This window comes from Pseudomonas sp. GL_139_B, from assembly GCF_057834475.1.
Map to the genome: position 1 here is coordinate 3,757,062 of NZ_CM174403.1, position 14,850 is coordinate 3,771,911.

Genomic DNA, 14,850 nt, shown 5'->3' on the forward strand with positions numbered 1-14,850 from the left:
GTGCCACTCCCATCTCATGGTCTACGGCGCAGGCGCCGGTTCAGGCTCGTTGGTCACCCGCAGCAATCCCCAAAGCCCTGCGGTATTGCCGTAAGCCGCGTAATCACGGAACAGGTAGTCGCCCGGTATCGCATTGCTACCCCCGGCGCTCGGGTGCATGAAGCTGAAGTGCGCCGCCGGCAGGATGCTTTCGTGGGCGCCGATGTACATCGACATCGGGTTGTAGCCGAACCGCACCGAACCCACGCCAGGCGTCATCATCGGGTAACCGCCGGTGTCGCTCTTCTCGGACTGGAAGGGGTTGACCGACCAGACGTGACCGTCAAGCTGGAAGGTCGAACCGCGGCTGCCACCGGTCGGCATCAGGATGTGGGTGCGGAACGGTTGTCCCGGTTTGACATACAGCACCGGTGTCTGCGGATCGCCCCCCACCAGCGCGTTGCTATAGGCCATGTGCGCGTTGGGCACGTCGCCGTAACCGTTGCCGCCGGCGTGACCGAACGGCGCGTCCGGCGCCAGGCCGAAGCGGTACCACATCGGTTCGGTTTTATAGTTGATCGCCATGCTCGAGTTGTCCTGCGGATCGGTCGGTACGCCATTGCCTTCCGAGGCGATGCCTTCCACCGGCCGACCGTTGGCCCAGCGCATGTTCAACGCTTTCTGCCAGACCATCGCAAAGTCGCGGTAGGTGGTCTGCCCAGACGCGGTGACCGTGGCATTAACTTTGCGCGTGTCTTCAACCCAGGTCGCGCCGACCGGCAGGATGCTCATCGCACCACCCAGGCCCTTCTGCGGCTGCTTGATCACGTCCGCCGGGGTGAAATTCAACCCGCCGAACTCCACCGCCGTGGCGTTGATGTTGTCGACACTGCGGCCCAGTTGCGTGATCGGCTTGCCTTCGCGTTCCAGGTGCCCGGCGTAGTACTGATAGGTACGCGTCGGGTACGCCCCGGTGTTGCCAACGCGTGGCGGGACGGTCTGGATCGGGTTGGTGCCGACGTTAGTGCCGTCGGATTTGGTGATGTCGTACGCCAGCAGTTGTGCGTGCAAACCCACCGTGCTGGATGGCCGCATCAGGTTGTTGCTGAAGGTCGTCGAGCCTTCACTACCGTTGCGGTCACGCTTGACCAAGCCTTGCATCACGGCGGTCTGTGTCAGGTCCGGCATGACGGTGGGCAAACGATTTTCCAGGGTGATGTTGATGCAGTCACCTGCCGCCGCGCGCAGTACCAGCGGCTCGACAGGCACGCCGGGTTTCAGCTTGCCGGTGGTCGGGTCGAGGTCGGCCTTGCGCACGTAGAGGATCGCCGTCGGGTCATGCAATGGGCCGCTTTGCCCGCCGACGGTGAAGGTCTCGCCATCCTCAGGATCGGTCACGGTCACTTGTGGAATGCTCACTGCACGGGAGTTGTACACCAGCGTGCCACCCGCAGGATTCAACGGCCCGCCGACGTTCTGACCGAGCCCCGCCGGGTCGGCGATGGACAGGCTCAGCGGATTGCCGAGAATATCGTTGGCCAGCGCCGCGACCACTTCATAGTTGCGTTGCACGGTCGGCCGGGTGCCAATGCCGTTCGGGTTGGCCCCAATCCGCGGGCAGATACCATCGAAGGCCACGGTGTTACGCATACCGGCCGGTTTCGGGTTGTTCGGCAGCGCGAACAGGTCACTGCGTTGCGCGGTGTAGTTGCGCATCACGCCCCAGATTCCGCTCCAGTAACCTTCCAGGGACGCATCCATCGAGTACAGGTAATCCCCGGTAGTCGCGGCTGAGCTGGAGATCATCGAGACCGGCGCATTGAAGCCCATCTGCTCGGAGATCCCGATCATTTGCGACGAGCGCCAGCCGGAGTTGGAGCTGTTGCCGAAACCGGAACCGCTTTGCAGCCATTTCACCCCGTGCAGGGTCACGTTGTGCTCTTCTTCGTGACCGCCGGCATGCACCCGCAGCCGCACATTGTCACCGGTGTAGGTACGCAACATCGGGGTAAACGGGTCACCCGGCTCCGCACCGCCGCGGTTGATGTGGGGCGGGAACAGCGTGGTGCCGCCGGTTGGGCCGGTGGCGGCGGTAACCTGGTTGGGCGCCAGGTTCATCGCCGGGATAGCCCGGTCGGTACGGCTTTGCATGGCGTACCCGAGGTCACCGCCGAGGCCGTCGGCCTGCATGCCGCGCTTGCCGTCCGGGCCGACCTTGTTCGGGTCGTAGACCCGCAGGGCCAGCGGTTCGTTGCGGTAATTGACCACAAACATCCCCGGATCATCCACCGAGATGGCTTGCGGGCAAGGCCGGCTTGGGCAGCCAGGCGACAGTCCACCGCGCGCTTCAACCACCTGTTCAAGCAGGGTCTCGGCTTCTTTGCGCACCGGCGGGTTGATCGCGTAGCGGAAGCTGTCGGCGGTGGCTGGGTAGGCTCGTGCATCCGGCACGCCATTGGGGCCGGCGCCGACGTACACACCGGCTTCATAAGCGTGCTGGAAATCGCTGTATTCGAGGAAGAACTCGCGGAAGCTGTCGTTCTTGCCATCACCGTCCAGGTCACCGGTGGACACCACCGCTTGCCACGAGGTCGGCCCGCCGTCTTGCCGTGCGCCGCTGTACAACGGCTCGCCGGTTTCGGCGTGGAACCAGGTGGAACCGGCCGGTTCGGCCAGCACGGTGGCGTACAGACCAATCTGTTGGTGCGTCGACGGGCCCAAGTGGTCGTGAGTGAAAATGGTGCCCAGCCCACGATCGACGCCCTTGGTATTGACGACCGGATCGACAAACCAGCGCTGCATCGCCGTACGTGCGCCCATCCAGTCGGCCCGGCCATATTGACCAAAGTACGGATGCGTCTTGGCTACCGGGCAAACCGGCGTGCCGTCGCGCGGGTCGGTGCCTTCGCACTGGTTGAACAGACGAATCGCGTGAATGCGCTCCTGCACGGCACCGGGGGAAAGCACGCCGTCTTCATAGTTCCAGCCGTTGGCCGAGCCGTCAGCGGCGGTCAAGTCCCATTTAGGCAGGTGAATGTGCTGGCCGATTACGTCGGTTGGTGTGCGCACCTGATAGTCGTCCATCTCGTAGATGGCCGGTACCAGGTTGGTTTGCTGGTACTGGACGCAGTCGAAGGTGTTCATGCGCATCACCAGAGGCTCCGGCGGACGCTGTTTGGTGATCACCGGCCAGGCGTCTTCCCACAACGCCAGAATGCGCGCTTGCGGGAAGTGGTAACCGACCTTGTTGTATACCGCGTCGAACTGGATGTTCGCCGCTTTATAGATGCGCGGACGGTCGGCGGTGAAGGTCGACGAACCCGTGAACGACAGGCCGTCGATCCGTTCGCCGCTGTTGAACTCGCCGGTGCCGGCGCTGGCGGTCAGGCGTTTTTGCCGGTCGTCCATGCACGGTTCGTAGTACGGCGCGCCGGCCATCGGCAACGCGCCGTTGGTGCGGAAGTTGCGCGCTACTACCTGATTGCCCGGCAGCACGGCGAAGCTCGCGTGTTCTTTTTTGGCGTGGAACGCCATGGCCGCCTGTTCGACTTCGGTGCCTTCCTCAGGCATGTAAATCGGTTTGGCGCGGGTCACTTCCTTGGAGAAATCCAGCGAAGTGGTGACGGTGTGCGCCTCACCACCCGAGGAGAAACCATCCAGCGAGTGGCGCCCCAAACCGCCGTCCCAGCCACCGGACTGCGCCGGGTCGAGGTTGGCCCACAAGGCATTGCCGCTGGTTTTCAGCGATTGCGCCTTGGCGGCGTCGAGCATGTCCAGCGGCGGAGTGGGCGGACGTTGGCCGACCGAACTTTCCATGCCGCCGATCCAGAACGGATAGCCAGGGTTTTTCAGGCTGCCGTCGGCATTTCTATTGGCTTCGCTACGGTCCACCAAGGCCAGGGAGCCGATGGCTTGAGCACCACCGCTGCCACCGTGATGTTCGCCGTCGTCATCGCCCTCCTCCTCATCATCGCCATGACTGGCCACCAGGGTTTCGCTGATCTTCGGCACAACCGCCACTTTGCCTGGCATCGGCGCCATGGCTTTGCCCGGCAGCGGCACAACCGCTGGAATCGGCGTGCCGGCAATGATCTCGCCATCGGGCAGAGCCCGTGCGCCCGCCGCCGGTTTACCGCTGCGCAGGGCATAAGGTTCGCTGTGATAGCCATCGTTACCCTGCTGGGAAACTTCGAGTTTGGTACCCTCCTCAAACACATCGTGCACTCGCCACATGGCCCACATGCCTTGGGCAAAGTGCGGATAGAAGTGGCAGTGATAGATCGCATCGCCCGCCACCCGGTTACGGTTGCCCGAGCCACCGTTGGCGATTTCATAGGTGTAACCGGCGCCCGGGCCGATGCCCTGGGCGTCTACATAGTCGGAGTTATCGTCGTTGGGATTGAACAGCCATTGATGGCCGTGCAGGTGGAAGATGTGCTGCTCGTGGCCATTGTGCGTGTTGCGGAATTTGACGAAGTCACCGATGTAGCTGTGGTTGACGTTCGACGGCTCGGATGGATACAGCGCCATGGTCGCCTTTACCCCGACCTGATCGGCACGTGGCGTTTCCCCCGGACGAATGTTTTCCAGGCCGACGTTGGCAGGTACGTCCACCAGCATCGCCACGTCCCCCACGGTGTGAGAACTGAGGAAGAATTCTTCATAGGCGCAGGACAGGCAATCGTGCATCGGCCCGACGCCCAAACGGTTGGCCACCACTTCGGCGCCCATGCCGCCAGAACCATAGTTGATCATGAATGAGTCGCGGGTAGGCTCCAGCACGTGGGCCATCACCGGGTCTGCCCAATAGGCCGGGAATGCCTGGGTCGCGGCGGTTTCATCCTGGAACTGCGAGGCGAAATCACGGAACGGTTCCAGCCGGTTTGGCAGCGCCGGGTTGCGCTTGCCGATGGCTTCCAGTGGATAGGTCGAAGGCGGGAAGCTGCCGTCGGCGTTGCTGCCCATCACAATCGCGTCGCTTTCGCTGGAAATGATTTCACTGCCGTCGACCATGCTGATGATCGGCGTGCCCGCCTTGCCTTCACGGATCCACGGCTCGCGCTGCGGGTAACGCGCCTGGTAATCGACAATCGGTTGACCGGCCGGGGTACGGCCAGCACTGGCCAGGCGCATCTCTTCTTCGGTCACGGTGTTGCGATAGGTACGGCCCCCCTTGGGGACCACCACCACTTCGCCAAACAGGCCGTTGGCCACGTTGCCCGCATCGCCTTCACCGCCGAAGGTGGCACCACGGCTGCTGGCAGCAAACGCGCCTTCGCGCTCGGCATACAAGGTGTAGGAACGGGTGGCACCTGGCGGGATCAACGTGTTGGCGTTGCGCCCGGTAAAGGAGGCGATGTCGTCAATGCTGTTGACCGCTTGCAGGCCGTTGACCTGGAAGCCGACGTGGCGGTCGGTAACTTGTTCATCGACCTTGAAGCCGTCGATGTTCTCCACTTCACCCTCGACATCAGCACCTTCGTTTTTGCCGGGGTTGGCTTGATACGCCAGCAGGTTTTGCAGGTTGATCGTCAGGCAATCACCGGCGGCCACACGCAGCACCAATGGGCGCGGGCGCTTGTCGGGACGCAGCGAGACTTTGCCCGGCACCGCCGCCCCGCCCTGGGCCAAAGACATATTGTTGGCATCGACCACGTCGCGGCGCAGGGCAAACATCATGCCGTTTGCGTTCTGTGCACCCAGGCGATTGAACATCAGCGGCTGATCCAGCGCCACGATGTTAGCGACCAGATTTCGTTCACAACGGGCGGCTGCGTCGGCCATCTCGATGCCAAACAGTGGCGCAAAAAACAACAGCAGATTAACCAACTGATGAGCGTGGGGTATGCCGGACATAATCACGGGCCTCGCTATAGGTGCTCACAGGAATAATTCTCGACAAGGGCTGTGCAGCAATCCCCATGCCATAAATAATCTTGTTGTTTTTCAGTTGGTTACATCGACGACTTGATAAGCCGGGGGATATTCCCCACTTATTCCCCACTTTTCTGCCGGGGCTATCGTTCCCCACTATTGGGGGGTGTCGGCACGCCGCTTTCGATTACAACGGCGCATCCACGGCCAGGCCCTGCAAGCGCCGGTATTGGCGTAAAACATCCGGCACGTAACGCTGGGTCTCGGCGAACGGCGGGATCACTCCACCATGGCTGAGCACGGCTTGCGGCCCGGCGTTGTAGGCCGCCACCGCGAGAGCAATGTCGTTGTCGAACAGGGTCAACAGGTGCTTGAGGTATTTGGCGCCGCCCTGGATGTTGGCCTTGGGATCGTAGACATCCTTGACGCCCATCTCCCGCGCGGTGTCGGGCATCAATTGCATCAGCCCGCCAGCGCCCTTGGCGGACGTTGCATCGGCGTTGTAACGGGACTCGGCGCGGATGACCGCATGCAACAGCGCCGCCGGCACTTCATTGGCCTTGGCGGCCGCCGAGACCAGCTCGGCATAGGGTTGCGCGGCGATCATTTGGGGCTGCTGATCGAGGCTGACGACCGCTGCGGTGGGCTCGTGGATGACCCGTTCATAGGTGCGGCCGGGACGATGGACATTGGACAGTACATAGCTGCCCTTGGCGTCCACTGAAATGAATACATCGGCCTGTGCAATGCTGGTCAACAGCAAACATCCGAGCAATCCAGTGGTGAGTGTTTTCATGTGTTGTTCTCCCCTGGCCGGCCCCTAAAAATGGGGGTAATGCCCCAATGGCCGATCGTGAACAAGCCATACGCAAGCACTGTGCCGGAAGCGCGAAGGCCCTTGGCACGGGGAGTCCAGAAGGTTGCCCAAGGCTGAGCATGGCAATTGCATAAGCCTTTACTGCGACCCTTCTGCCAATAGTGTGAGGTCATCATGAAACAACGTCTGTGTAGTGCCCCGCGTACTCAACGCGGCTTCACCCTGCTCGAACTGTTGGTGGTGCTGGTGGTGCTGGGGCTGCTGGCCGGTATCGTCGCGCCGAAGTACTTCGCCCAACTGGGCCGTTCCGAAGTCAAAGTCGCCAAGGCGCAAATCGAGGGCCTGGGCAAGGCACTGGATTTGTATCGTCTGGAAGTCGGCCATTACCCGTCCACTGAACAAGGCTTGCAGGCGCTGGTCACCGCGCCGAGCGATGAAACCCACTGGACCGGCCCTTACTTGCAGAAAAAAGTGCCGCAGGACCCATGGGGCCGTAACTACACCTACCGCTATCCCGGCGAAAACGGTGAGTACGATTTACTGTCCATGGGCAAGGACGGGCAACCCGGCGGCGAAGGCGAAAACGCCGAAATCACCAGCTGGCAATGACGGGGGAAGACCATGCGCTTTCATCTCAAAGCCGTGGGCAAGGCCGGTGTGGTTTCGATGACCGTCGAGGCCCCCGGCCACAGCGAAGCCCGGCGCATCATCGAAGACCAGGGGATGCGGGTGGTCAGCCTGCACGCCGAGCGGCATTGGCGCGCCTTGCGTCTGCAAAAGCGGGAGACTTTCAACCTGGTTTTATTCAGCCAGGAACTGACCACATTGCTCAATGCGGGCCTGCCGTTGATTGATGCGCTGGAAAGTCTTGCGGAAAAAGAATCCGCGCCACAAGCCCGCAAAACCTTGAGTGAGCTGGTGCGCTTGCTGTATGAGGGCAAATCGTTTTCCCAGGCCTTGGGCCAGTTGTCGGGGGTTTTTCCCCCGTTGTACGTTGCGCTGGTGCAGTCCAGTGAAAAGACCGGTGCCGTGGGCGAAGCCCTGGGCCGATATGTCAGCTATCGCCAGCGCATGGACGAGGTTCGCCAGAAAATCGTCAGCGCTTCAATCTACCCCATGCTGTTGCTGGTGGTGGGTGGTGGCGTGGTTTTGTTTTTGATGGGGTACGTGGTGCCGCGTTTCAGCCTGGTGTTCGAAGGTCTGGGGTCGAACCTGCCGTGGCTCTCGCAAGTCCTGATGACCAGCGGGATGTTCCTCCACGCGCATCAGGGCGAATTCTTCGGCGGGTTGCTGGCGATCATCGCCACCCTCGCCTTCCTCCAGCGCCAACCGGCCTTTCGTCGGGGCGTAGACCGTCTGATTGAAAAACTCCCGGCTATCCATCAACGCATCTTCATGTATGAGCTGGCGCGCTTCTACCGCTCGCTGGGGATTTTGCTGCAGGGCGGTATTCCCCTCGTCACCGCCATGGGCATGGTGCGTGGCCTGCTCACCGTGGCCTCCCGCACACGCCTGGACGAAGCCTGCGAGCGGGTGCGCGAGGGACAATCGCTATCGGCCGCGCTTGAACTCAATCACCTCGTGACCCCGGTATCCCTGCGTTTGCTACGTGCCGGCGAACAGTCCGGCAACCTCGGGCAAATGATGGAGCGCAGCGCCGACTTCTACGACGAAGAAATCAGTCGCTGGCTCGAATGGTTTGTGCGGTTGTTTGAACCGCTGCTCATGACCTTCATCGGCCTATTGATCGGGGTCATCGTGATCCTGATGTACATGCCGATTTTCGAGCTGGCTTCAAGCATCCACTGACCCCTCTGGAACAGGGTCTAGCGGTACGTTGCATCTTTTATCGAAGATTCAACTGAATAAAGCAGAACGCTGAGGTGTTCATCTACTGAATCCAGCAGCACGGCACGTTGCAGTGTTCATCTACGTTCCAACCCTGAAGAAGACGGAGAACGACATGCACATCAACAAGCTTTTACTTGCAGTAGCTATTGGCGCGGTCTTGTCGGCGTCCACCGTATTGATACCGGACAGTTTGTCCAGTATGTCGACCGCTCAGGCCAAGGATGGTGGCAGTGGCGGTGGAGGGGGTGGAGGTAGTGGTGGTGGTGGTGGTGGCGGCAGCGGTGGCGGTGGCGGCGGTGGCAGTCATGGCGGCGGCGGTAGCGGTGGCGGCGGCAATGGCGGTGGTGGCGGCGGCAATGGCGGCGGTGGCGGCGGCAATGGCGGTGGTGGCGGCGGCAATGGCGGCGGTGGCGGCGGCAATGGCGGCGGTGGCGGCGGCAATGGCGGTGGTGGCGGCGGCAATGGCGGCGGTGGCGGCGGCAATGGCGGCGGTGGCGGCAGCAGTGGTGGCAGTGGCGGAGGCAATGGCGGCGGTCACAGTGGAAGCGACGGTGGTGGCAACAGTGCAAGCAGCCACAGTGGCAGCGACCATGGCCCAGGCAATGCCGGTAACACAGCCTCGTCCAACTCCGGGCGCAATGGCACGCACGACGAAGCGGGCGACGATCATGGCGTTCATGCCAATGGTGAGGCCGGCGATGACCATGGCGTTCATGCCAACGGTGAAGCCGGCGATGACCATGGCGTTCATGCCAACGGTGAGGCTGGCGATGACCATGGCGTTCATGCCAACGGTGAAGTAGCCCACGATAATGGCGTCCATCGTTCCGGTGAAGTGGCCCACAACCAAAATGGCGTTCATCGCTCCGGTGAAGTGGCCCACAACCAAAATGGCGTTCATCGCGCCGGTGAAGTGGCCCACAACCAAAATGGCGTTCATCGCGCCGGTGAAGTGGCCCACAACCAAAATGGCGTTCATCGCGCCGGTGAAGTGGCCCACAACCAAAATGGCGTTCATCGCGCCGGTGAAGTGGCCGATGACCATGGTGTGCACGCCAATGGCGAGGTCGGCGATGACCATGGCGTACACGCCAAAGGAGAGGTCGGCGATGACAATGGCGTACATGCCAACAGTAAAGTCGGCGATGACAAGAGGACCTGATAACCGCTAAACACAGGAGCCCCAGAAATCCCCTGTAGGAGTGAACCTACTCGCGATAGCCATTCGTCATTCAACATTGATGTCGTCTGACACCCCGCCATCGCGAGCACGCTCGCTCCCACAGGGGGTTCTGTGTGTGAGGCTTAAAGCCCCCCCCCAGCCCGATCCAGCCGCTCCCGTAAAAACTCGATCAACGCCTGCACCGGTCGCGAACTCTGACGATGCTGCGGATACACCGCCGACAACGTCAACGGCTCAGGCCGAAACGCATCCAGTACGGGCACCAGCCTGCCGTCCTTCAAGGCAGCACCGACGATAAACGTCGGCAAGTAGGTAATCCCCATCCCGGCAATCGCCGCGTCCTTGAGCAACTCACCGTTGTTGACCCGCATCCTGCCCGTGACATTGACGATCAGCGGTTTGCCCTGCCCGTCGAATCGCCATTGCACCTAGCGTCCACTCGGTGTCGTAGCTTTGGACAACTCCACGTTCTCGGGCGCCAATTCTGTAGGAGTAATCTCTCAACAAAAAAGGAAGTTTCTTTCGTTGTTTAAACACCTGGACTTCAAAGCTTGTAAGAATATTCTGATTTTTTATATAAATATTGACCACCAGCCCATATCGAAACTAGGGTTTGAGTAAGCAGACGCCGCAACCCCTGAACTACAACGCGCCCGAAAATAAGAGACTTACACCTCCCCTGCTATTCGGATCGCGACGCAGTTGCTCACCCTTGCGCAAGGAGTAACAAATATGATCCCACTTATTAAAACCGAGCAATCAAAAATCTCAGGCAATGAGATCTCTATATTAAATGGACGAATATCAATTCCAAAAAGCTATTTACGCGAAAGGGCTTTTTTAGAAAAAACAAGTATTCTTGTCATCTCAGGTTCTTTAATCGAAGGAATAGGCACCATCCATTCCGATATCGATTGCATTATTCTATGCGAACAACGACCTAAAGCAAGTCGCATTAAAGACTGTGAACACGCATTAGTTACAGATATAAATTATCACTACATCAACCAAAATGAAGAAGTTCATAACACCACAGATTTTTACGGTGAAACCAGCATACACATTGATGCTGACTATATAACATTTTCCGAACTGGAAGACATTATTACCAAGATTGAGACAGCATTTGATGAGATTTCTGATGACCAGCGATTTCTCTATGGTCCAGTGCTGTCAAACACAGAGAATAATATCGTTCATAGATCTTTAATTGGGCACGCATTGGAAAATGAGGAAAAATTCAATCGACTGAAATCCAAAATACCTGTTGAGAAACACATTTATGTAGCTCATCGTGAAAAGCTCCCCGTATTTTATGCATTTCAAGATGTTCAGGGTTGCTGGCAGTCGGGAAATCTTTGGATGGGTTGTGAGATCGCCCGGGACATGATGCTGAAAACGACGATGAGCTTTACCTACCTAACAGGCACAACAAACAAACACTACAAATGGGTTTACTCAAATATGTTCAGAGTGGATGGATACGATGAAATTAAAAATAGATTTTTCTCTTTGGCCAGACGGGGCGCGATCACAGAAACCGAATGCAGATCATATATCCAGGATACGCTGATATACATGGACCAGGTATTTTTAGAAATTGAAGGACTGTTAAAAAAATCCAAAGTTTACCCATCAACGCAAAAATCTCTTTCTGCCCTAGATGAGGAGTTCAAAAAACGAAAGCAGACCAAGCACAAAATATCAATGTGTGAATATTATTTCAGGAAAAAATATTTCGCTGCGAAGGATACACCATCTTTAATTAGCCTACTCAAAGAATGGGATTGATAATAATACATTTTTCAACGCAGCAAACTTCTACGCCCCGACCGCCTTCATTGTATCCTTAGGACGAACACGGGTTACCAAGTATGGAAATTACCCGAATAGCCATTCCACTAATATTTTCCAGAATAGGAGAGCTGACTGCCTCACTAATTTATTTTTCGTTTATCGGTCATTACATAGTTGATTCACTTAGTCATGCATCACTCGCATGGGCGCTGATCTCTTTTGTAACCGTAGTAGCTATCGGATTTTTTTCAGTATCACTAGTCAAGACAGCCAGGTCGACCGACCTAAATACGGACGAAATTGAAATCGAATTAGTTGTTTCATTTAGATTTGCAATTTTTCTTGGGGCAATCGTTGTTTTCGCCATAATCATACTTGGCACCAGTGTATCAAGACCACCTACAGACAACGGAGAGTTCGAAGGCCTTAAAACACTACTGGCACTCTCAATTTCAGTTCCTGCCCTATACGTACAGATAGTCATCTTCAATTTTTTCAACGCCATTAAAAGAGCCAAATACGAACTGATATACACATGGTCATTCATTGCTACTCTCGCCTTAGCCTGCACGCTATTTGTTCACATGAACTCAAACACCAATGTTATTTATTTCGCTCTCACATATTCTGGCTTGAGATGCTTTTTTGCTAGTCTTGCAGTCACACTATTTAATTTAAAAATCCGCGAATACATCTCACAATTTAAGTATTCAAAACATATCCCAAAGGCGACATATGCAAATTACTTAATTAACGGCATCCCAATGGCAATTTGCTTCGGAGGTGAAAGCTCACTATATTTTATATTCTCATTCATCTCAAAAACCATAGACGATACGAACTTATCGGCCTATCAGGCATCACTGCACTTTTTAAGTATCGTATATATGATTTCAATTGGAGTGGGGAATGCTACAGGAATAGTAGTCGCACGGCATTACGAACTAAGGGACTTCCAATCCTTGAGAGCAACCTATTCTGAAGGGTTAAAGTTCGGCTTATTCATATTGACTCCAATCTTACTAGCTTGCCTATTACTAAAGGAAAACATATCAATAATCTATACATCCGATGTGCCAACCAGAAGATTGATCGAGGAAAATATTTTGATCTCGATTCCGTTCTTAATATTTGAATACATTTATGTTGTGACCCGAATGACATTAAGAAGCATGTGGGATTTCTGGATTCCCACACTGCTAACTATATTGTCACTCAACATCCTCGGACTAATACTTTCTATTGGCTTACTATCACTTCATGACTATAGCGTTCGCTCCCTATTCGTAGCGCTAGTCTTTTGTTCGTTTTTTCTGATGCTGCTTCTACTCTGGCGGCTAGGTAGCATTCTAAAAAGCAGCGAACAGCCAATTAATAAGAAATTAATATAAAGCACAAAATACAACCTTTAAACTAACTGTCTATTTTGCACGCTGTAGTGAGGACTTAACTATGAACAAGGTAAATCCCGCACCGCATTCACTAAGCCAGCGCACCAACTCCATCACTATCATCAGTGAGCATCATGCCTGGCGAACATTAAGTGGAGTACAAACAAACGACTATTACACTTATCGCAACGCCATTCTAAATGGCTGCCATCTTCAAAGAGCGTCTTTTGACCTGAGACACCCTGAAGAAATGGTTTGCGATTTAAGCAACCTCGAACCCATTTATAACGACCTGTTTGACGAGGAAATTGTGCGCTTATGGGATTACTTAAATTTAACAACAATTAAAATTTCGGACACAGAGGTACGCAGAATTAATGGAGACGGCCTATCACCAGAAATAGCCATTTCTGGCCCGTCAAAAACAAAACTTGGCAATTTAAAAAGGAAACTTGTTAGTGAGGCATTTGCGCATATTCGTCGAGACACATCTCCAACCCTTATGAACAACGCCACTCGCGGCATTACCAAGAGCCGGTTACTTACAAACACAAACAACGAAACCCTAGAGTTCCACAATAAGTTCTGCGCCTTCTATAGCAAGTATATATCCCATGAACATTGGGATAGTTGCCCTGCATTTAACACGCGGTATGTTTACGAGAATCATGAAATTTGGTCTCAAATCGAAAAAATATCAAAAAACAAATTATTTTTACTCTCAGCAGGTTTACCGATTGCCCTTGGCTACTTGGCAGCAACAGGGGATCCTAATATTTTTTTCTCAGAGGTTCATCGGCAAAATGATTCTAACCTGCTGAGTAGGGATAACGCATTTCAAGATATTTTCCCTTCCCCAACCTCATCGAACGAACCATGGCTGATTATAGATAAAGCCTATACCGGAGGAAGCCTCAGGCAGGCAGCAAACACGATCAGGAAAAAATTTGGTTACGATATCGAAGTAAAAACTGTAGCACTATTTCCTAAATCATTTAGTGCCTTCATGAGCGCAGACTACGCTGTTTATGCTGGAAAACTATTTGAGGTCAAGTCTTGCGCTCCGCGATTAGACAGGGAGCAGTGGCATATACAATTGATATTGGGGCAACCGACATGAGGCCATTATTTAAGCGCGAACATATTGTCGAGATAGAAGAATGCCTTTACGAGGCTAGAAAACAATTGCGCCGTTACTGGGCGGGAACTCTGGCTTGTTTGCCAGACGCCACAACAGAAACAAAACACTGGGACAACGCACAAACCCAGTACGACTTAGACTGCCAAAAAATATTATATGACTGCCTCTCCAATATAAGTTTTCGAACCACCATCTATTCAGAAGAAAGTACTTCAGCAACCACATATGGCGAAAATGAAAACTTCCACCTACTTATAGACCCTCTAGATGGAACACATAACGCAATTTTAGGCTTTCCAATGTATACATCTAGCGTGGCTCTTTACCACGAGGGAGCGTATGTATTTGGTTGGGTTTACGATATCTCGAGGGATTTAGTCTATACCGCTGCATTGGGCGAGGGATCCTACCTTCAGTCGCCGATCATAGTGAAAAGACTTTATACCCGCAAAGTCAACTGTATAGAGGACATGCGAATCTCTTTCCATCGACCCAAAGAGGATAGAGAAAAAATAATAATTCAAAATCTCATGTGGACAGCAAGTAAAATCCGCGTTTATTCATGTTCCTCGTTAGAAATCTGCCTTATTGCTGCCGGAGTTCTAGATGCCTTTATAGATATAGATACACCAGGACATGAGCGTAGTTGTGATATTGCCGCGGCAGAGTTGATTTTAAGAGAGGCCGGAGGCGCTCTATTTGACAAAACAGGAAACCCTAGATATTCCCTCCCCCCCTCCCTCGCTTCCCTTTCAGACTCCGGAACTGTCATTGCTTTGTCCTCCACAGAGCTGGTAGGACTTATTTTGTAGCGCAC

The 14,850-nt window shown here is 55.1% G+C and carries 10 protein-coding genes and 2 pseudogenes; 8 read left to right on the forward strand and 4 right to left on the reverse strand.

Annotation, left to right across the window (positions count from 1 at the left end):
* Window positions 1–21: 21 nt before the first annotated feature.
* Window positions 22–5,835, reverse strand: a complete 5,814-nt coding sequence (gene mnxG, locus AC3ISI_RS17030; protein WP_489332983.1) for a manganese-oxidizing multicopper oxidase MnxG — start codon at window positions 5,833–5,835, stop codon at window positions 22–24.
* Window positions 5,836–6,040: 205 nt separating this feature from the next.
* Window positions 6,041–6,649, reverse strand: a complete 609-nt coding sequence (locus AC3ISI_RS17035; RefSeq protein WP_489332984.1) for a lytic transglycosylase domain-containing protein — start codon at window positions 6,647–6,649, stop codon at window positions 6,041–6,043.
* Window positions 6,650–6,844: 195 nt separating this feature from the next.
* On the opposite strand from AC3ISI_RS17035, the gene gspG reads away from it, so the two are divergent.
* The 4 genes and pseudogenes from gspG (at window position 6,845) to AC3ISI_RS17055 (ending at window position 9,683) form a co-directional block, all read left to right on the forward strand.
* Window positions 6,845–7,279, forward strand: coding sequence for a type II secretion system major pseudopilin GspG (gspG, locus tag AC3ISI_RS17040; RefSeq protein ID WP_489332985.1), 435 nt, complete (start codon window positions 6,845–6,847; stop codon window positions 7,277–7,279).
* 12 nt (window positions 7,280–7,291) lie between these two features.
* Window positions 7,292–8,479 carry a type II secretion system F family protein gene (locus AC3ISI_RS17045; RefSeq protein WP_489332986.1) on the forward strand — a complete coding sequence of 396 codons (1,188 nt, stop codon included), beginning with the start codon at window positions 7,292–7,294 and terminating at the stop codon, window positions 8,477–8,479.
* A gap of 154 nt (window positions 8,480–8,633) precedes the next feature.
* Window positions 8,634–9,359 (forward strand): annotated as a pseudogene (locus AC3ISI_RS17050) (hypothetical protein); the annotation flags it as partial.
* Window positions 9,360–9,395: 36 nt separating this feature from the next.
* Complete coding sequence (locus tag AC3ISI_RS17055) at window positions 9,396–9,683, forward strand: hypothetical protein (protein WP_489337808.1); 288 nt, start codon at window positions 9,396–9,398, stop codon at window positions 9,681–9,683.
* Window positions 9,684–9,826: 143 nt separating this feature from the next.
* Here the strand turns inward: AC3ISI_RS17055 and AC3ISI_RS17060 are convergent.
* Window positions 9,827–10,132, reverse strand: a pseudogene (locus AC3ISI_RS17060) (LysR substrate-binding domain-containing protein); the annotation flags it as partial.
* 304 nt (window positions 10,133–10,436) lie between these two features.
* On the opposite strand from AC3ISI_RS17060, the gene AC3ISI_RS17065 reads away from it, so the two are divergent.
* On the forward strand, window positions 10,437–11,495 hold the full coding sequence (locus tag AC3ISI_RS17065; protein ID WP_489332987.1) for a hypothetical protein: 1,059 nt from the start codon (window positions 10,437–10,439) through the stop codon (window positions 11,493–11,495).
* A 193-nt stretch (window positions 11,496–11,688) separates the two neighbouring features.
* Here AC3ISI_RS17065 and AC3ISI_RS17070 read toward each other — a convergent pair whose 3' ends face one another.
* Window positions 11,689–12,048, reverse strand: coding sequence for a hypothetical protein (locus AC3ISI_RS17070; protein ID WP_489337809.1), 360 nt, complete (start codon window positions 12,046–12,048; stop codon window positions 11,689–11,691).
* Window positions 12,049–12,265: 217 nt separating this feature from the next.
* Between AC3ISI_RS17070 and AC3ISI_RS17075 the strand changes: the two genes are divergently transcribed.
* The 3 genes from AC3ISI_RS17075 (at window position 12,266) to AC3ISI_RS17085 (ending at window position 14,845) form a co-directional block, all read left to right on the forward strand.
* Entirely contained in the window at window positions 12,266–12,892 is a 627-nt protein-coding gene (locus tag AC3ISI_RS17075) for an MATE family efflux transporter (RefSeq protein WP_489337739.1), read from the forward strand.
* Window positions 12,893–12,953: 61 nt separating this feature from the next.
* Window positions 12,954–14,012, forward strand: a complete 1,059-nt coding sequence (locus AC3ISI_RS17080; RefSeq protein WP_489332988.1) for a hypothetical protein — start codon at window positions 12,954–12,956, stop codon at window positions 14,010–14,012.
* Entirely contained in the window at window positions 14,009–14,845 is an 837-nt protein-coding gene (locus AC3ISI_RS17085) for an inositol monophosphatase family protein (protein WP_489332989.1), read from the forward strand. Before AC3ISI_RS17080 ends, AC3ISI_RS17085 begins: the two co-directional genes overlap by 4 nt.
* Window positions 14,846–14,850: the final 5 nt, after the last annotated feature.

Excerpts from the sequence above, each read along its gene's own strand:
- mnxG (WP_489332983.1), bottom strand. The coding sequence starts at position 5,835 with ATGTCCGGCATACCCCACGCTCATCAGTTGGTTAATCTGCTGTTGTTT.
- AC3ISI_RS17035 (WP_489332984.1), bottom strand. The coding sequence starts at position 6,649 with ATGAAAACACTCACCACTGGATTGCTCGGATGTTTGCTGTTGACCAGC.
- gspG (WP_489332985.1), top strand. The coding sequence starts at position 6,845 with ATGAAACAACGTCTGTGTAGTGCCCCGCGTACTCAACGCGGCTTCACC.
- AC3ISI_RS17045 (WP_489332986.1), top strand. The coding sequence starts at position 7,292 with ATGCGCTTTCATCTCAAAGCCGTGGGCAAGGCCGGTGTGGTTTCGATG.
- AC3ISI_RS17065 (WP_489332987.1), top strand. The coding sequence starts at position 10,437 with ATGATCCCACTTATTAAAACCGAGCAATCAAAAATCTCAGGCAATGAG.
- AC3ISI_RS17070 (WP_489337809.1), bottom strand. The coding sequence starts at position 12,048 with ATGAATGACCATGTGTATATCAGTTCGTATTTGGCTCTTTTAATGGCG.
- AC3ISI_RS17075 (WP_489337739.1), top strand. The coding sequence starts at position 12,266 with ATGGCAATTTGCTTCGGAGGTGAAAGCTCACTATATTTTATATTCTCA.
- AC3ISI_RS17080 (WP_489332988.1), top strand. The coding sequence starts at position 12,954 with ATGAACAAGGTAAATCCCGCACCGCATTCACTAAGCCAGCGCACCAAC.
- AC3ISI_RS17085 (WP_489332989.1), top strand. The coding sequence starts at position 14,009 with ATGAGGCCATTATTTAAGCGCGAACATATTGTCGAGATAGAAGAATGC.